The sequence below is a fragment of the Paenibacillus sp. S-12 genome, assembly GCF_030363895.1.
Classification (GTDB): domain Bacteria; phylum Bacillota; class Bacilli; order Paenibacillales; family Paenibacillaceae; genus Paenibacillus_B; species Paenibacillus_B alvei.
This window is the reverse complement of record NZ_JASIUF010000005.1, coordinates 190370-208610: the sequence shown is the minus strand read 5'-3', so window position 1 is coordinate 208610 and position 18241 is coordinate 190370. Positions and strand designations below refer to the sequence as shown.

12 protein-coding genes and 1 pseudogene are annotated in these 18241 nt (G+C 44.9%); 3 read left to right on the top strand and 10 right to left on the bottom strand.

The window, feature by feature from the left end; all coding sequences use genetic code 11:
• Positions 1 to 200 precede the first annotated feature (200 nt).
• From NO352_RS03755 to NO352_RS03745, 3 genes are read right to left on the bottom strand one after another with little or no spacing between them, the layout of a single operon-like run.
• Positions 201 to 884 carry a polymorphic toxin-type HINT domain-containing protein gene (locus tag NO352_RS03755; protein WP_289354933.1) on the bottom strand — a complete coding sequence of 228 codons (684 nt, stop codon included), beginning with the start codon at positions 882 to 884 and terminating at the stop codon, positions 201 to 203.
• Positions 881 to 1519: an RHS repeat-associated core domain-containing protein gene (locus tag NO352_RS03750; RefSeq protein ID WP_289355171.1), complete on the bottom strand. Its 639-nt coding sequence runs from the start codon at positions 1517 to 1519 to the stop codon at positions 881 to 883. The genes NO352_RS03755 and NO352_RS03750 overlap by 4 nt, the downstream gene beginning before the upstream one ends.
• Positions 1473 to 2501 (bottom strand): hypothetical protein, encoded by a 1029-nt coding sequence (locus NO352_RS03745; protein ID WP_483311814.1) that lies wholly within the window; start codon positions 2499 to 2501, stop codon positions 1473 to 1475. Before NO352_RS03745 ends, NO352_RS03750 begins: the two co-directional genes overlap by 47 nt.
• Positions 2502 to 2551: 50 nt before the next feature.
• On the opposite strand from NO352_RS03745, the gene NO352_RS25010 reads away from it, so the two are divergent.
• From NO352_RS25010 to NO352_RS03735, 3 genes and pseudogenes are all read left to right on the top strand, one after another.
• Positions 2552 to 2737 (top strand): IS3 family transposase, encoded by a 186-nt coding sequence (locus NO352_RS25010; RefSeq protein WP_353961225.1) that lies wholly within the window; start codon positions 2552 to 2554, stop codon positions 2735 to 2737.
• Between the two features lie 257 nt (positions 2738 to 2994).
• Positions 2995 to 3117, top strand: a complete 123-nt coding sequence (locus NO352_RS03740) for a hypothetical protein (RefSeq protein WP_280531019.1) — start codon at positions 2995 to 2997, stop codon at positions 3115 to 3117.
• Positions 3118 to 3308: 191 nt separating this feature from the next.
• Positions 3309 to 3699 (top strand): annotated as a pseudogene (locus tag NO352_RS03735) (IS3 family transposase); the annotation flags it as partial.
• Positions 3700 to 3769: 70 nt separating this feature from the next.
• Here NO352_RS03735 and NO352_RS03730 read toward each other — a convergent pair.
• The 7 genes from NO352_RS03730 to NO352_RS03700 form a co-directional block, all read right to left on the bottom strand.
• Complete coding sequence (locus NO352_RS03730; protein WP_289354932.1) at positions 3770 to 4549, bottom strand: tetratricopeptide repeat protein; 780 nt, start codon at positions 4547 to 4549, stop codon at positions 3770 to 3772.
• A 59-nt stretch (positions 4550 to 4608) separates the two neighbouring features.
• Positions 4609 to 10482 carry an RHS repeat-associated core domain-containing protein gene (locus NO352_RS03725; RefSeq protein ID WP_289354931.1) on the bottom strand — a complete coding sequence of 1958 codons (5874 nt, stop codon included), beginning with the start codon at positions 10480 to 10482 and terminating at the stop codon, positions 4609 to 4611.
• A gap of 95 nt (positions 10483 to 10577) precedes the next feature.
• Positions 10578 to 14678 carry an IPT/TIG domain-containing protein gene (locus tag NO352_RS03720; RefSeq protein WP_289354930.1) on the bottom strand — a complete coding sequence of 1367 codons (4101 nt, stop codon included), beginning with the start codon at positions 14676 to 14678 and terminating at the stop codon, positions 10578 to 10580.
• A 646-nt stretch (positions 14679 to 15324) separates the two neighbouring features.
• Positions 15325 to 16044 (bottom strand): 5'-methylthioadenosine/adenosylhomocysteine nucleosidase, encoded by a 720-nt coding sequence (locus tag NO352_RS03715; protein ID WP_289354929.1) that lies wholly within the window; start codon positions 16042 to 16044, stop codon positions 15325 to 15327.
• Positions 16045 to 16057: 13 nt separating this feature from the next.
• Positions 16058 to 16906: a MetQ/NlpA family ABC transporter substrate-binding protein gene (locus tag NO352_RS03710; RefSeq protein ID WP_289354928.1), complete on the bottom strand. Its 849-nt coding sequence runs from the start codon at positions 16904 to 16906 to the stop codon at positions 16058 to 16060.
• A 49-nt stretch (positions 16907 to 16955) separates the two neighbouring features.
• A complete protein-coding gene (locus NO352_RS03705) occupies positions 16956 to 17726 on the bottom strand; it encodes an SDR family NAD(P)-dependent oxidoreductase (RefSeq protein WP_289354927.1) in 771 nt (256 codons plus the stop codon).
• A 5-nt stretch (positions 17727 to 17731) separates the two neighbouring features.
• Entirely contained in the window at positions 17732 to 18193 is a 462-nt protein-coding gene (locus NO352_RS03700) for an S-ribosylhomocysteine lyase (protein WP_289354926.1), read from the bottom strand.
• Positions 18194 to 18241: the final 48 nt, after the last annotated feature.

Genomic DNA, 18241 nt, shown 5'->3' with positions numbered 1-18241 from the left:
GTTAGTCTATTTCCTTCCTTCTCCCATTTCCAAGGTTCATTAAAGGTCTCAAAATTCGCTTCAGGTATTACCCTTCCCTTGTTTATTCATAACTCTTACTCGTTTTTTCCCATCTGCACTGTAAAACCATTTATATCCTTTTTTATTCAAAGTAGTATAATTGGGACCGACAAAGTATTTCGCACCGTCATAAACCGTATCTAAAGATACTTTTCCACCTGGGAGACCATCATTTGGATTAGACTTTTTAACCCAGATAATTGAGACCCATCTATATTACAACTATTATGCGTCCAAATACTAAGATTGGAAACAAAGTACGTATGGAAGTCCTTTACCTTAAAGTTGTAGACGGTTTTATGCTCCTTCTTAACCTCAATCTTTTCAATAGCTAATTTTTTATCATCTGAGGTCGTTAGGATATCGCCCAGCACAAGGTTTTTAGATTCTACCCAGCCTTTGCCGACAATCCAGAACGGATGCTCGTCAGTAGTTGTTATAACTTCACTACCAACAGTAATGTTATAAGTTTCCTCAACATCACGTTGGAAGAGCCATTCCACTTCTTTGTAAGCTATTTCACCCGTTTTATCATCTTTAGCTAAGACTATGTCCCCTATCTCGATTTCCTCGATAGGTTTCTCCCCATCGTCTGTTAATACTTTCGTTCCTGCAGTAAAACAATTACATTCAGTCGAAAATGGAGTTCTCGCTCTTGCTGCTTTCGCCCCTTTTGCCAGGCCTACTGCTCCCTCAATCTCTACAAATGATTCCAACAAATCAGCTAGTTCAAATCCACTAACTATATCCGACTTGTTTACTTCCACCAAGCGATTAATTGCCCATTGAGATTTCCCCATAGAGTTCTTATATGGGCTTGTCATAGTAGCCAATCCATATAAGTAATTAAAATAATTATTGTTCTTGTCCTGAAAAATTCTTTGATAGTATGTTGATAAATCATTTTTAACTGCCTGATATTTAATTCTCCATCACGAGCCATTTCAAGCTTGAGTTGAAGTTCTCTCGGGTCATGTCCACTCGGATCAATGTAGGCTAACGGATTATTCTTAACATACGTATATAAATTCAAACTCAGGGGATCATTTACATCCCCCTCATACGTATCCTCTGTAGTAAACCGTCCTATGTTCGGGTTGTACCAACGGGCGTTGTAGTCCATCAATCCTGTCTTCGGATCGAGAATCTGGCCAGTATAGCCGATCGTGTTGTACTCGAGCGTAATCGGAGTCATCAGGCTTCCGAAAGCATCGTATCGATATTGCTCCAGTGTTTCGCCCGTGCAATCCGTGATATGGGTCACCGAGCCCAGTTGATCGTTCAAGTAGTACGTCATATCGCCGCGCAGCATGCCGCGCACCTGCGGTCGGCTCCGCTTGTTCAACGGCACGTCAATGTTGTCCCGGCCTGTATATTGGAACGCTCTTCTGGATATGATCTGACCATTCGCTTCATAATACTGTGCGATAGGCTCCAGATTCTCCCCGTATTCCTTCATCACGTTCAGTCCATCGTTCAGGTAGTACATGCGCTGCTTGGTCAGAGCTTCTTCTTGCCCTGCCTGCTGGCGTGGGTCGATTAAGGATTCGGTACGGGCAAATTTTATCCAAGAAAGCATCATATTCGTATTCGACTTTGGATCGGTCGTCATACTGCACGCTTTTCAGCTTATCGTAGCCTGTATAGCTGTACGTGACATGACCTTGCTTGCCTCCGATTTGCTCGATCAGGTTGCCGTTAGCATCGTACTTGAATTGTTCTTTACCCGCTTGGATCATGCGACCTGCAGGGTCGTACTTATAGGCTGTCGTCTTCCCGTCTTCTCTCATCGTCAGGCGGTTGCCGTCTTTGTCGTAGGTGTACTCAACCGTTTTCGACGGGGTCACCATGGCGTTGCGATACGAGTAGGGCGACCAGTTGCGATACGCTTTCTTGAACGGCAGATCGTAGATTTTCAAAATTTCCGCGTTCTTCGCTTGCGGATATTCAACTTTCGACACTCGGTCCAGCGGATCGTAGGCGTAGGTCGCTCGAGCTCCGTCTTCTTCAACTTGAGATTTTTTGTTGCCGACCTTGTCATATTCGTATTTGAAAGAATTATGTGTAAAGTCCCCGCGATTTTCAAGCCCCGTCATCCAATGGTTGTCATTGTAGGTATACGTAGTGTTGATGCCATTCGGACGCTCGATGCTCGTTAGTGCACCTAGCTTGTCATACGCAAACTTCGTAGTAAAATCATCCGGGTCCGTCATCGACGTGAGGCGGTTCAGTACATCGTACGTATACGTTATGGTTCGTTTTTCTGGATCGGTTACTGCTGTCCGATTGCCGGCGGCATCATAGGAAAATTGAACTGCTTTGTTCCACGTTTCGTTATGGATGCTTGTGACGCGGCCTAATGCGTCGTAGGAAAGCGACTTCTTATCATGCAAAGTGTCAGCCCCCACGAGTTGCCCTCGACCGTCATAGCGGTAACTCAGTATTTCGCCGTCCGGCAGCCTTATTCCTATAACCTAGGTTATCCAGGTGCATAGACAATGGCCCAATGGAATCATTCTGGAGAGATGAAATTCAAATGTATCACCTCAAGAAATTCAATACGTACGAAGAACTCGAAGCAGCAATTATGGAATACATTGAGTACTACAATAATCATCGAAACCAAAAAAGACTAAACTGTATGACGCCATTGGCGATACAGGTAATACCTTCTTAGTTCAGCAGCATAAAAAATGGCACCAACCAAAGTGTCGGGTCGGTGCCAGAGCTATTTTATTTTTTATACTGTCTACTTGACAGGCAATGTCATTAAGTTAACTACTTTAGAATCCCGATTGCCACAAGATTTATGGTAATTGGGATTTTTCATTGATTAGGTAGACATAATAACACTTCACAAAAAGAAAAAACACTTGACAAAGCTGGGGAATCGGCGTCCAATCCTTAAAGACACTTTTCAAGGAGGAACGCTGAATGAAAACGACGCTTAGACCTTCAAAAATCAAGGGAATTTTATCAAAAAATATCAAATCAATGGCAGCTACACTAGCTGTTCCTTTAAACTCCAATTTTGTGGTTTCTTTCTACTATTGCTAAACCATTTCGCACCCTCGCTAATCCATAAATTCCTATATTCTTCAATAGTCATTGGTTCATCCATAGCATCGTCATGAAAACCTGATTGAAAGCCACAACAAGGACAAATACATTGTGTTGCGTATCCCAGTTCATTTTCATAAGCCATTTTTTTAATTAATGGTAACTGTCGCACTTCATATTACAATCCGTCGTATACAATTGAATCCCACCCCGTCTACTCTCTTGTTTCCAATATGCTGGTCAAGGCATTTGAACGATTGGATGACGAAGATACTTTGCTTGTTCACTCCGATCGGGGCTGGCATTACCAAATGCATCATTTTCAGAAGACTATTGAAGGAACTTAGAATAACGAAAAGTATTTCACGCAAAGGAAACTGTTACGACAATGCAGTCATGGAAAACCTCTTTGGCAAAATAAAGTCTGAGTTCATCTACACACAGGAGTTTGAACGTATTAAGCAGTTCAAACAAGAGCTGGATGAATACATGAGATACTATAATCACAGACGGATCAAGGAGAAACTAAAAGGCATGAGCCCCGTACAATACCGGACTCATGCCGTAGAAGTCGCTTAACTATATCGTCTAACTTTTGGGCTCACTTCAGTTTTCCACTCACATGTGGTTTGAATTGTTTATTCTCTACTTAATCTCCTTTATTGATAATTAACAATTTAACATTTGAAACTAACTTATTCGCGTAAGAATGCGCAGGATCGATATTCAACACTTTCTGTCCCCAATTAATAGAGTTTTCGAAGTCATTTAGTTTATAATAGCAATGAGCGATATCATACTGAACATCTATATCATCAGTCATATCATCGTATGCCTTGAGATAATTATCTAACGCTTCCTTGTAATTACCCATTAAATAATATGTTATTCCCTGATTATAAATTGCATTTATGCACTCAGTGTCTAATAAGTAGGCCTGTTTAAATTCATATAGAGCTTTATCGAACACATGTAATTTAAGATGACACAATCCTAAATTTAAGTGAGCTTCAGCTTGCTCACTATCAATAGACAAGGATTTTTCATAACATTTTATGGCTTGTATATAATTTCTTTCCTGAAAATAATACACTCCAAGATAAAAGTATGCATCCTCACTATCAGGTTCAACTTTAACAGCAGTTTCAAAAGACTTTAATGCTTCCTCAGTATTCCCTAGTTTTAAATTCACCCTCCCAAGATTAATAAACGGTCTTTCCCAAAGTGGATTCTTCGTATTTAAGTCCTGTAATATACTTTTGGCCTTAACTAATTCACCTAAATTCAAATAACAGCACGCGATATAATTTAAACAATCACCAGAATAACTAACAGTAAGTGCTTCCTTAAAAAGAATAAGAGCAGACTGATAATTACCTTCTTCATAGTTAATTTCAGCTTTCTCAAATAATTCATCAAAATCTTTCATAGATTGTATCACCTTCTAAATTTCAAATTTTGTTGAAGTGGAGTGGATTACCCTCTTTTTCACGGAATTGGAATAAGATTTCTTGGCGGAAATAGTCTAGTACCTTCCGAGATAATCCAGTAAATTGCAACCCCTGTACTAACTCCCTTTGCTACTTTTTCGGCAGTATCTGTTGATTGAAAATAGTTCTGTGGTTTCGGTGGCCCGTATACTGTTGGTTTCGGTGGCCCGTATACTGTTGGTTTCGGTGGCCCGTATACTGTTGCATAATCTCCTTTTTTTAACTCGCCCCAACTTTTGTTACTATCGTTTCTTCCACCTTCTTTAGCATCATGTAAATCTTTTGATCTTCGTTCTCTCTCCTTAGATCCTCGTTTACCAAATGCCTGATCAATCTGCTTCTTTTCTCTCTTTTTAGCTTCAGTTCCTCTACCTCTTTGAGTTATATTTCTATCATACAAGTCATCCCATTGATCATCGTACTTGTCTCCAAAATTAGATTTTAATACACTCAACAATTTAGCGTTTTGTGTAGCTGTACCCGTATACTGCGAAAGCCTATCCACAAGTCCATATTGAAGAGCTAATTCGGCTCTTGTATCAAAGGAAGAGCCCCTCCCTATACCTTCTAAATAATCAACTACAGATCCTTTCACATGACCACTTGGGTCAATCCACTTCAACGGATTATTCTGTACATACGTATAAAGATTTAAACTTAGCGGATCATCAATCTGCCCCATATACGTATCCTCTGTAGTAAACCTCCCTATGTTCGGGTTGTACCAACGTGCGTTATAGTCCATCAACCCTGTCTTCGGATCGAGAATCTGGCCAGTATAGCCGATCGTGTTGTACTCGGGCGTAATCGGGGTCATCAGGCTTCCGAAAGCATCGTAGCGATATTGCTCCAGTGTCTCGCCCGTGCGATCCGTGATATGGGTCACCGAGCCCAGTTGATCGTTCAAGTAGTACGTCATATCGCCGCGCAGCATGCCGCGCACCTGCGGTCGGCTCCGCTTGTTCAACGGCACGTCAATGTTGTCCCGGCCCGTATATTGGAACGCTCTTCTGGATATGATCTGACCATTCGCTTCATAATACTGTGCGATAGGCTCCAGATTCTCCCCGTATTCCTTCATCACGTTCAATCCATCGTTCAGGTAGTACATGCGCTGCTTGGTCAGAGCTTCTTCTTGCCCTGCCTGCTGGCGTGGGTCGATTAAGGATTCGGTACGGGCGATCTTATCCAAGAAAGCGTCATATTCGTATTCGACTTTGGATCGGTCGTCATACTGCACGCTTTTCAGCTTATCGTAGCCTGTATAGCTGTACTTGACATGGCCTTGCCCGCCTCCGATTTGCTCGATCAAGTTGCCGTTAGCATCGTACTTGAATTGTTCTTTACCCGCTTGGATCATGCGACCTGCAAGGTCGTACTTATAGGCTGTCGTCTTCCCGTCTTCTCTCATCGTCAGGCGGTTGCCGTCTTTGTCGTAGGTGTACTCAACCGTTTGAGACGGGGTAACCATCGCGTTGCGATACGAGTAGGGCGACCAGTTGCGGTACGCTTTCTTGAATGGCAGATCGTAGATGTCCAGAATTTCCTTGTTCTTCGCTTGAGGATATTCTACTTTCGACACACGATCCAACGGATCGTAGGCGTAGGTCGTTCGAGCTCCGTCTTCTTCAACTTGAGATTTTTTATTGCCGACCTTGTCATATTCGTATTTGAAAGAATTATGTGTAAAGTCCCCGCGATTCTCAAGGCCCGTCATCCAATGGTTGGCATTGTAGGTATACGTAGTGTTGATGCCATTCGGACGCTCGATGCTCGTTAGCGCACCTAACTTGTCATACGCAAACTTCGTAGTAAAATCATCCGGGTCCGTCATCGACGTGAGTCGGTTCAGTATATCATACGTATACGTTATGGTTCGTTTTTCTGGATCGGTTACTGCTATCCGATTGCCGGCAGCATCATAGGCGAATTGAACTGCTTTGTTCCACGTTTCGTTATGGATGCTTGTGACGCGGCCTAATGCATCGTAGGAAAGCGACTTCTTATCATGCAAAGTGTCGGCCCCCACGAGTTGCCCTCGACCGTCATAGCGGTAACTCAGTATTTCGCCGTCCGGCAGCCTTATTCCTGTAACCGCACCTCGTTTATTGAACGAATAGGTTGTTATGCGCCCAAGCCCGTCTTTCTTCTCTGCTAGCTCTGCAGTCGTTGTGCTATAGCGGTACTGCTCTGTTTCGCCGTTCGGATTCGTTTCTTGCGTAAGACGTCCCAGCAGATCATACGTCCATTGCGTTTTCGCCCCGGAGCCTGTTATTTTTTTCGATAGATTTCCTAATGCATCGTAGCTATAGCTCGTTTCCTCGCCCAACGCATTGATTACTTTCTTGAGTTGCCCCAAGGCGTCGTAGCTGTATAAAGTCTCGTGATTTTTCGCATCTATTTTCTTGAGCAGCCGTCCGACTGCATCGTATTCATGCTTCATTGTATTACCTAACGGATCAGTGATCGAAATGATCCTTCCGAGCGCGTCGTAGCTATATCTCGTCTCTGCGCCCATGGCGTCTTTAGACGCAACAGCGCGGCCAAGCTCATCCAACTGAATTGTCGTCACGCTGCCCATCGGATCGATGATTTCAGTCAAAAGCCCACGAGCATCATATCCCATTCTCCAGATCGCTCCGCCAGGCTTAACCGTCTGTTTCAAGCGGCCGACTTTATCATACTCAAACTTGGTTTCTTGCCCAAGCGCATCGGTAACCGTAGTCAACCGGTTGAGTTTGTCGTATGTATACGCCGTCGTTGCCCCAAGCGGATCGGTTTCTTGTGTCAGGCGTCCGAGCGCATCATGCGCATAGACGGTCACCGCGCCTTCAGGGTCTGTTACCTGCGTTGGCAGGTTGCGCTCATCATACTGAATTTGGGTAATGCCGCCGTTCGGATTTTTCTGCCATTCCAAGTTGCCATTCGCATCGAATCGATACTCCGTTACGTAAGCGTGCTTCACGCCATGTTCGTCTGTATAATGCTCCGTCATTGTCTCGGTCCGGGTTTTATCGTTATAGCTATACGTTGTCACGGCCCCGTTTGGCGCAATTGTCCTCTTTACCCGGCCAAGCTGGTCATATTCATACGTCGTTTGATTACCCAGATGATCGGTTACCGTATGCACTTTATTGAAGGCGTACGTCATGGTTGTCTTGGAACCGGATGCATCCGTGTACGAAATCAAGTTGCTGTCCTTGTCGTAGCCAAATTGCTCGCGATTCCCAAGTGCATCGATCCGCGTTTTGATGCGATCCCGTTGGTCGTATTCCAATTTGGTGATTTGGCCTAACGGATCGATCTGTTCTTTCACACGGTGGAGACCATCGCGAAGCAAGCGCTGCTTAAACCCTGCCGGATCGGTCACGTATTCCGCGAAGCCCGCAGGATCATTTCGCAGCTCGACCTTCTCCCCTTGCTCATTCACAATACCGTTCGGCACGCCGTCCGCATCCCGAGTAATGACCGACTGCTGTCCGAGCGCATCTGTCATGCCGATCATATTCCCATGTTGGTCGTAGGAAATTGTTGTGACGTTGCCAAGCGTATCTGTAATCGTCTCTGGTATGTTGAATCTGTTGTAGGTGGTGACAGTCGTATGTTGTAAAGGATCGATTGTCTTCGTCAAATTTCCTTTTTCGTCATACTCGTATTGCCAGTTGTTCCCTTTCCTGTCTACATGAAGGGTCATGTTGTCGTTTCTGTCGTAGGCAAATCGTTCAACCGTACCGTCCGGATAATGAATAGCGGTCTGACGATACCGATCATCGTATTCGAACGTTTTCTCTTGACCAAGCGGATCGGTCGTGATGGTCTTCCGTTCATTCAAGAGATATCGAACTGTTCCAGTATTTCCGTTAAAATCTTTTTGTCGGATAACCCGCCCATTATCGTCGTATGTATTAACGAGTGTGGCATTCCCCTCTGGGTTCGTCATCTCGGTCATCCGGTGCTTATCATCATATTTGAAGCGAATCACAGCGCCGTCAGGCAACTCGATCGAGATTAGGTCATGCGTGTCTTCATCGTACCCATACTTGACTTGACGCCCCGTTTGGTCGGTTACGGTTGCGATTTTTCCTCCCGGACCGTAATTGAACGTCATCGAAGCTCCAACTGTCTCTACTTTCTGCAATACGGTATTTTGGTAAGTCAGTTGGGTCTGGTTGCCGTTATGGTCTATGATCGAATAGAGCAGTCCGTCTTGACGGAAAATATATTTCCAATTCCGAGGCGTCTCCATGAGATACGTGCCATCGGCCTGCTTGATGAGCGTATTGTAAGTCCCATCAGGCGTACGGTAATGGCCGTCGCTTGTCGGCTTATAGGTGTATTTGGCCCCCTCTGGCGTAACAACATTCACGATCGTCTGATCTTCACGTTCTACACGCCATTCCCAGGAATGGTGCCACCCGTATCCGATAGATCCGTTATCGTCGTCCCGGCTATGGTACGTTACCGCGAAATCGAGCGGCATGACTGCTTGCAACGACATGTTCGTATGCCTGAAATCGAAGTTGCCCGTTGCCAAGTTGATTGGATCCCACCAGGACGGGTTAGGAAAATTACCGCGTTTCGCAATAGCTTCAGGTGTTAAATCACCTAAAAATTGCTCTAAAATATTCCCTGACAATTGCAAGTCGTGTTGTTGATTAACCGGATGATCCTGAAGAATAAGGTTCCAGCCTTTCTCCATTCTCTGTGGGCAAACAACATTTTCCTTACAGATCCCTAGAGGAATAAGATTGTCATTCGCCATCTCTACAATTTTCTTATCCATCATGGCGATGCTCGTTGCTTTATAATAATACCCTGCCAGTGCACCCCAGCTAACGTCCCAGGCGGGTGCCACAAAACGCTCGACACGTAAATCCGAATAACCTCGCACATCAAAAATGCCGGAACTGTCCGTCAAGGCAGATTGATTCGAAGCAGGGTTGTTCGTATTATAGAACGGATTACTTGGCAATCTTTCGGTAGTAGCTGTAATGTCTGCTAGTTCATATTCTTTCAGCTCAATCGGAAGCTGCCACTCCCGCACGTATTTAGCCGGCTTGTTATCATCTCTTTCCGGAAAGTCCGTGAAGTATGTGCTGTAATCAAAATCCTTCGACCATGTCAAGTGCGAGCCGTCGTTCTTCCCATTGTCGTCGAACGGCACATTGACTTCGTAGGTTACTGTATCACCGCGTACCTGATCATACTTGTTGCCATTTTTCTCTCGTTTTGTGTACTGAATCGACAAACGCACCTTTGTCCCGCGCTCAGCAACCCCTCGAATGATGTGGGATGTCGAGTTCAAGTTAGGCAAAACTTGCAGGTGAGCAGGTTTAGGAGGAGCAGGGTTATCAATCGTCACATTCGCGAAAGAAAAATATTTCTCCGCTCCGCTCGGAACGACGCAAATCGTATAAGGTTCCTTCGTGGCTGGAAGCGGCTTATTGTTCACGTATCCATTCCAGCTCTCCTTATAACTTTTCTGTCCGGTATCTGGAACCGTTCGAATAGTCTCCAACGTTGTACGAGAATATGCAGTTGGCGGTTCTGCTCCCTTGGGAGGGGGAGGCAGCTTAATTGGCTTCACCTTGCATATTTCCAATGTTGTGGTGTGAGCTGAATCCTGATATTTCCATGATATTTCCGTTTTCCCGCTATAGACCAAGTTAAACTTCGATGGGTTAATCGATGCGTTAATCGTCGCGGCATGAGCCTGTCCCATTTGGTCTCCAGGGTATAGCGGGATTCCAGAAATGACCACAATAATTGCAATTATACCGCTAAAGAGCGGCTTTACAGCTTTCTTCGCCCATTTAAGAAAATACGAATCTCGAACATTCTTTCGGCCGAATGCCGCTTTGATAGCATTCACGTAATAAGAGCCTCCTTGCAGCGTGAGTAAAATAGGAAGGAAATGGATCCGAACGCAAGGCGCCGATCCATTTCCTCGTGAAGCTTCTTTAGAACTTATTTAGTTTTGTACGTAAATCCGTCTAGCAAAATACCTTCTTGACCATCCGGATTCACGATCCGGATATCTACAGGACCCGCTACTGCTGCTTTCGGTACTTTTGCTCTAACTCTTGTGTCAGAAACGAAAGTTGCTTCCCCTTCTGTATTGCCAAAGTACGCCTTCGCCCCTGGCATAAAGTTTGAACCATCGATATTTAATAGACTTCCGCCAGCAATGGTATCGCTAGTACGGGATATTGTTGTAATTGTCGGAGCAGCCGCTTGCTGCAGTAAGTTATAGGTAAAACCGGCTACTACAATGCCTTCTTGACCATCCGGATTCACGATTCGGATATCTACAGGACCCGCTACTGCTGCTTTCGGTACTCTTGCTCTAACTCTTGTGTCAGAAACGAAAGTTGCTTCCCCTTCTATATTGCCAAAGTACGCCTTCGCCCCTGGCATAAAGTTTGAACCATCGATATTTAATAGACTTCCGCCAGCAATGGTATCGCTAGTACGGGATATTGTTGTAATTGTCGGGGCAGTCGATAATACGGAATACGTATACGCCATTGGTTTTACGACTTGCTGGCCGTCCGGATTCACGATTTTTACGTCCACAGTTCCACCCTTCATTGCTTTAGGCACCACAACATTTACTTGGGAACTGGATACGCTGTTGACCATAGCTTCTTCCCCACCAAAGTACACTTTCAGACCTTTAATGAAGTTAGTCCCACGAATCGTAACGACGGTACCTCCAGCAATGTCTCCGCTAGTCAACGAAAGATCCGTGATGCCGATCTTCGCTTGTTGACTTGAGCTAGTTGTGGCAAAGCTGATCACATTGGATAGTGCTGAAGTATTCCCTGAATCATCCACTGTCTTAAGCGCAAAGAAATACGTTGTATTTTCATTCAATCCCGTAACATCGAACAACTCGCTCTGTCCTGGAGCGTTCGCAAGCGCCAGGTAAACAGATTGTGTCACAGTTGCCCAGTTCAACTCATCGATCGGAGATGTACTGTAACGAAGATTATACTGTTTTGGTGTCTTCACTTGTCTGTCATCCACTGGCGATGTCCAACTCAATTTTATCGATGAATCGGTTGAAGAAATCGGTGACAAGTTCGTAACCTTACCTAACGGGCTAATAAGCTCATACATCTCAATGTACCCTACGCCCGTTGCCGAAGGATTCCCATTGTTCGTTGTGATGCTTAGGGCATATTTGGTATAGCTTCCCGGATTGGCAATCGTGAACTCCTTCTTCGAACCAAGTACCCAGCCTTTCTGGTCAGTGTAACTTTGAATCGTTATCCATTTGAACCCATCCCAGCCTAGCAGCTCAAAGTCCTTCGGATTCATATCGAGCACTTCAGTTGGATAAATCGCAAACTTAGCGACTTGCTTTGGTTCCCCGAATTCATACCACACGCGTTGCGGTTCCGCTTGCGTTGGAAGGAAACCAGACACCCAACTGTTTCCTATTTGCACGTTCGGCTCAAAAGCCTTCCATGCTGCATAGAAATCTTTAACACTTGTTGCTCCAGCTCTGCCGCTTGGTGTCGTACTGCCTGTTTGCGTCGGGATGATCGTTGCAGAATATTTCTTTCCATCCGCTGAGGACCCCTTCGGCAATGTTGTAGCCGTTGCGATATTGGATAGCGATGAAATATTGCCCGACTCATCATGCGTCCTCATTGCTACATAGTACATCGTATCTGGTTCAAGACCTGTCAAAGTATAAGATTCGTCTAAGCCAGCCGCGCGAGGAAACGGTTCGCCATAAACTGTGTTCGTAACGGACCAGTTGTCCTCTGTAATCGGATCTTTGCTATAACGAATGTCATAGTACTTCGATGTTTTGATTGTTCCGTCATCGCCAGGCGCCGTCCATGTTAAATCAATTGTCGTCTCTGTTGGAGAATGAGGCGTTACATTATTGATCGCATCAATCGCCTTCTTGTATTCGTACATTTCGATAAATCCGATACCTGTGAAATCATTGTTTCCATTGGTTGCCGTAATACGAATTGCATATTTGGTATAACTTTGCGGTGCATTGGTCACAATGAATTCTTTCTTGGAACCGAATACCCAGCCGACAACATTCGTATAGCTTTGAATGGTTACCCACTGGACACCGTCCCAGCCTTCCAGATCGAAGTCTTTCGGGTTGGCATCTAAAATTTCAGTTGGATAAATGGCTAGTTTCGTAATTTGTCTAGGCATTCCGAAATCATACCAAATCCGTTGTGGTTCCAGTTCCGTTGGTGCAAAATTGGAAAGCCAGCTATTACCCGGTTCGCCAAATATTCCGAAGGCCTTCCATGCCGCATGATAAGCCTTGACACTAGTTGCGTCTGCTCTGCCAGACGGCTTATCCGGTCCTGTCATAAGCGGAATGACGTTGGTCGTATAGCGCTTAACACCCGGATCTGTAGGCAGCGGCAATGTCTTTCCATATACAACGTTGGAGAGTTCCGAGATGTTGCCTGCCTCATCATAGGTCTTCATTGCGAAGTAATACAATCTGTTCGCATGCAGCCCTTTAACAACCATAGATTCTTCTGTTCCAGGAGCACCAAGGAATGGTTCTCCAATCACTTGAGCAGCTTTCATCCAGTTCGATTCGGTAATCGGGATGGTGCTATATCGAATGTCATAGAACTTCTGCGTCTTGACTGTTCCGTCGTCTTTCGGTGTTGTCCACTTCAATTTCATCGAAGATTCTGTAGGTGCTTGAGGTGTCAAATCAGCCACAGCCTCAATCGCTTTCTTGAGTTCAAACATTTCGATAAATCCGATGCCTGTATAGGCTGTATTGCCGTTTGTTGACGTAATACTAATTCCGTATTTAGAGTAGCTGCCGAGCGTGCCTTGCAGCGTAAATTCTTTTTTGGAACCATGTACCCAACCTGTCACGTTTGTAAACCTTTGAATCGTTATCCATTGCGTACCGTCCCAGCCTTGAAGCTCGAAGTCCTTCGGACTTGAATTCAACGCTTCCGTCGGATAAATTGCAAATTTCGCAACTTGCTTTTGCGTATTAAATTCGTACCATACCCGTTGCGGCTCTGCCAATGTCGGCGCAAAGGCTGACAACCAACTTTTCCCCGCTTGAGTCCCTGGTTCAAACGCTTTCCATGCCGCATAGTAATCTTTCACACTTGTTGCTGCGGCTTTACCTGAAGGCAGATTTGAACTTGTCATGACGGGAATAATCGAGTTTGTATAGCGCTCAAGGACAGGACCCTTATCAATCGTTACGCCTTTAACCACATTAGAAAGAGCGGAACCGTTATTCGCCTTATCATAAGTTTTTAGGGCAAAATAATAGATCATATTAGGATCCAGACCTTGCACAGTAAACTTCTCCAGCTCACCAGCCAAGCTAGGGACCGGCTCACCGGTTGCCTGAGTCGCATCATTCCAGTTCGCCTCCGTGATCGGCGATGTGCTGTAACGAATATCATAAAAGGCTGCTTTTCCTTTCATCTCATCATCGCCAGGCGCTGTCCATTTCAGGCTAACTGCTGTTGGCGACGTCGAACCTATTAGCAGATTATTTACGCTAGCAGGAGGTATAACATCAGAAGGCGTGATGAGATTGCCGCTCAACTGGCCGCCTGCCTGGCTCCCACCGAAATGAATTGGATGAAGACCGTTGATTGTGTCCACCCATCCATTAGCCGAAATTGTACCCGATGTAACCACAAGCTTTCCTGAATATACACGATCTGAACAATTATTCAGATGTCCGCCGTAAGAAATGTGGTAGGTTTCAGTGGAACCTCTTTGAATAGAAAAAGGGATTCCTGGCTCAATCGTAGATTCCAGCCCATCTATGCTCGTTCCTTTTTCCGTATACAAGCTACCATCTTTCTTAAATAAAAGTAGAGTTACGACTGCTTCAGTATCCTGCGTATTCGTAAATTCTAGGGATAAATCTATAAAGCTTGCTTTACTGCAATAGGTGTTGGCAGGTATTTGAAAATATCCCTGCAGCGTACGATCCTGTTCAACGGTAAATGCATGTACTAGATCTGGTTGCATCATAAGTGCTAATACGCATATGTAGAACATCAACTTACGGATTACTTTTTTCAAATTTTACAATCCTTTCCCCTAATCATGATAAATAAAATGAAGACTACTATGTTGATTCATTCAATTTTCAATGACATTCCAACACTCCTTTTTTACATTGATTTACAAAAAAATAGTTTTACATGAATCGATTGGGTTTTATAGGAAATTATCATCGTATTTATTTCCGACTTTTTCACTGAAATTTCCCCAAACATTACTAATCTATAGGATAATAGGTCGAATATCAATCTTTTTTTCGAGGCGATGTGTAGGTCGAAATATTCAGCAACAAAGACTTCGTGCAGTAAAAAAGTCTTATATATCCCAGTGAATGGAATATATTTGATTTATTAACTTTTAATTTAAAGTCTAAATTGTAGGTAGGTGTATTTGATATCTTTAGTAAACGGAGCTTTGCTTTCAAGTAGAATCCTGTCCAACGACTTTCTTCTTATGATAGGCGGGCTCGAACCTTTCAAAAAGAATACTCTAGTTGGTTTTAAGTAGTACCCGCTCATAAAGTCGTCCGTAACGGAATAAGTCACTTTTTTTGAGTATAAACGCAAATAGACCGCCCCCGGCAAAGGTAACGGTCTATTTCTTGAACTGGCCTATTTATTCGCAGGGTACGATTTTCGAATCTGACCTATCTCCTCTATTTTGTTCAACTCGCCAATCTCGACTGCATCTGCTCAACCAGTAACTTCGTAAAATGCGCGGCATGGTCAGCAGCGACATCCAGATTATCATCGAAGCTGTTCGCCGTAACATCGCCATGTCCGGCAATGTCCGATACGGCCTTAACGGATAATACCGGAATTCCGTATTGCGCTGCTGACTGAACAATTGCCAATCCTTCCATATCGGATACCTTGACGAGAGGAAAGGTAGATTTAACCCCCTTCACCCGTTCGGACTCGCCCATAAATGAATCCAAAGTCAGTACCAAACCAAAATCAAGCGAGTATGGGAGATCTACTGCTGCCGCAGCTCGCCGCGCCACATTCAACCACGCTGCATCCAAATCGTACTTGGCCGGCATTTGCGGAACCTGACCGGGTTCATAGCCAAAGCAGGTGGCATCGACATCACCATATACATATTGGGTAGCGACAATGACATCACCAATGTCCAACCCTGCTGCAAATGCACCTGACGATCCGGAATTAATGATGACATCCGGTTTATACCGTTCAATAACAAGCGTCGCCGCCATAGCTGCATTGACCTTGCCAATTCCGCTTTCCACTAGAATCAGGGATTGGCCTTGGTAAATCGCCTCTTCCAAAATAACCTTGCCTACCTGTGTCCTTGCTGTAATTTGGGACTGGCTTCGAAAAGGAGCCATCTCTTCTTCCATTGCTGTTATAATTGCAATTCGCATGAAGCCAGCCTCACTATTCTTTCAGATAGGAGATCGGTTTTTCTACAGGCACTTTTGTGCCTCCGAACTCTTTCTCTATATATTTTTGCGTATCTTTGTTGTGATACAGTTCACCTAACTTCAAAATGCTAGGATCGTTCTGCTTGTCGGAGGTGGTCACGAGCACATTGATATTATGCTTGGTATCCACAGAAATCTCTTCATGGAACAACGAATCCTTTAATACATTCAATCCGCCTTCCATCGCAACTGTATTCCCGATCAATACCAAATCCACATCTTGAATGACCCGTGGGCCTGTCGTATCGTCAATTAGCTTGAATTTCAGATGCTTGGGATTATCAACAACATCACTTTCTGAACCCGTTCCCAGGTCGAACCCATCCTTCAACTTGATGAGTCCCGCTGCCTGCAACAAGCAAAGTCCTCTAGCCGTGTTGGCTGGGTTATCCGCCAAGGCAACGACAGCTCCGTCCGGTACTTTCTTAATATCCTTGACCTTCTCAGAATAGATCCCCATTGGCTCCAAATACGTTGTCGCTACTGCTGCAAGATCAGCTTTACTGTCTTTATTGTAGCTAACCAAGTACGCCCAAGATTGAAATGCGTTGACGTCCACTTCTCCTTCTTTGGTCGCGTTATTCAGCTCTACTCCGCCATTGATCTCCTTGACTTCGATATTGAGCTTGGCGTCCTTCGCCGCCTGAGATTGCGCGATATGCTTCCAAATCTGAGCGTCCGATCCCTGGGAACCGATCACGATTTTATCAGCATCGCCTGATGATTTGCCTCCGCAGCCTGCTAACACCAGTGTCAAAGCCAATCCAACCGCTAATCCGCCCCATAATCTCTTTTTGTTCATACGATTTACTCCCCCCTATATGTAAAATAAAGATAAGAGCTTTTCTTGCTTAATGCATCGTCATCCCGCCTGTTACATTAATCGCCTGACCAGTCATATACGAAGACAACGGACTTGCTAGGAACAACACGACATTGGCTACATCCCGAACTTCAGCGGTTCTTCCGAGCGGAACCTGCGAACAATCCTCCGCATAGATTTCCTCTGCGGTCATACCACGGATGACTCCGCCTTCAATCCGCTCCCGATGCTTCATCGGTGTTTCCACAATTCCCGGACATACTGCATTCACAAGAATGTTATGCCGCGCCAGCTCGATCGCCATCACCTTCGTCAAGCCAAGAACAGCATGCTTGGATGCGCAATACCCGCCCATAGCCCGGTAACCGTTCTTTCCTGCTTGGGAAGCAATTTGAATGATTCTGCCCGGCTTCTCGGTATCAACCATTGCTTTGGCAAATATTTTGGAAACCAGGTACACCCCCGTAGCGTTAATGGAGAAAACCTTCTCCCAGTCCTCCAGCTTGCTGTCAATCACATAATCCATTGTGGATGTACCCGCACAGTTCACGACGATATCGGGAACCCCTGCATTCTCTATAACCAATCTGGACCAGCGATCAATATCCTCGGATTTGGACAAGTCCAATTTCGTCTCGATGAGTTGACCGTCAACCTCTCGATAATCAGCTTCGTACGCTAGATCAGCAGATATGACCGTAGCTCCGCTTTGCAGCAAAATTTGTACAATACCGTGCCCTATGCCTGATTTCCCGCCAGTTACAATCGCTGTCTGATGCGATAGATTGAGCGTAATCATCGCGATTATAGTACTCTTTCAAAAGGATCTCTGCTGATTCCCGCTTCCAGTACAATCTTCGCATATTCTTGTGCAGCGAAGAGCGAATGATCCTTGTAGTTGCCGCATTCCAGTGCGGATACAGCGGGAATCTCTGTTGTCTCTAATACACGCTTCAGCGTGCTTTCCAAGGCGGAAGCAATCTCTTCCAGACTATGCTCATTCCACAGGATCAGATAATAACCTGTTCTGCACCCCATCGGAGAAATATCAATGATTCCTTGAATCTCGTCTCTCATATATGTAGCAAGCAGATGCTCAAGCGTGTGAAGCGCTGCCGTTGGAATTGCATCTTTATTGGGCTGCAAAAAGCGCAGATCGTATTTTTGCACGGTGCTGCCTTTTTCATCATGTTCAAGTCCTGCCGCTCTTACATAAGGAGCCTTTACAATCGTGTGATCCAGTTGAAAGCTTTCTACTTTTGCCATTGTTCTTCAGTCCTTTGCCTGTAGTATGTATTTAATCCAGTACGCGCC

Excerpts from the sequence above, each read along its gene's own strand:
- NO352_RS03750 (WP_289355171.1), bottom strand. The coding sequence starts at position 1,519 with ATGAAGGAATACGGGGAGAATCTGGAGCCTATCGCACAGTATTATGAA.
- NO352_RS03705 (WP_289354927.1), bottom strand. The coding sequence starts at position 17,726 with ATGATTACGCTCAATCTATCGCATCAGACAGCGATTGTAACTGGCGGG.
- NO352_RS03730 (WP_289354932.1), bottom strand. The coding sequence starts at position 4,549 with ATGAAAGATTTTGATGAATTATTTGAGAAAGCTGAAATTAACTATGAA.
- NO352_RS03700 (WP_289354926.1), bottom strand. The coding sequence starts at position 18,193 with ATGGCAAAAGTAGAAAGCTTTCAACTGGATCACACGATTGTAAAGGCT.
- NO352_RS03715 (WP_289354929.1), bottom strand. The coding sequence starts at position 16,044 with ATGCGAATTGCAATTATAACAGCAATGGAAGAAGAGATGGCTCCTTTT.
- NO352_RS03755 (WP_289354933.1), bottom strand. The coding sequence starts at position 884 with ATGACAAGCCCATATAAGAACTCTATGGGGAAATCTCAATGGGCAATT.
- NO352_RS03710 (WP_289354928.1), bottom strand. The coding sequence starts at position 16,906 with ATGAACAAAAAGAGATTATGGGGCGGATTAGCGGTTGGATTGGCTTTG.
- NO352_RS03740 (WP_280531019.1), top strand. The coding sequence starts at position 2,995 with ATGAAAACGACGCTTAGACCTTCAAAAATCAAGGGAATTTTATCAAAA.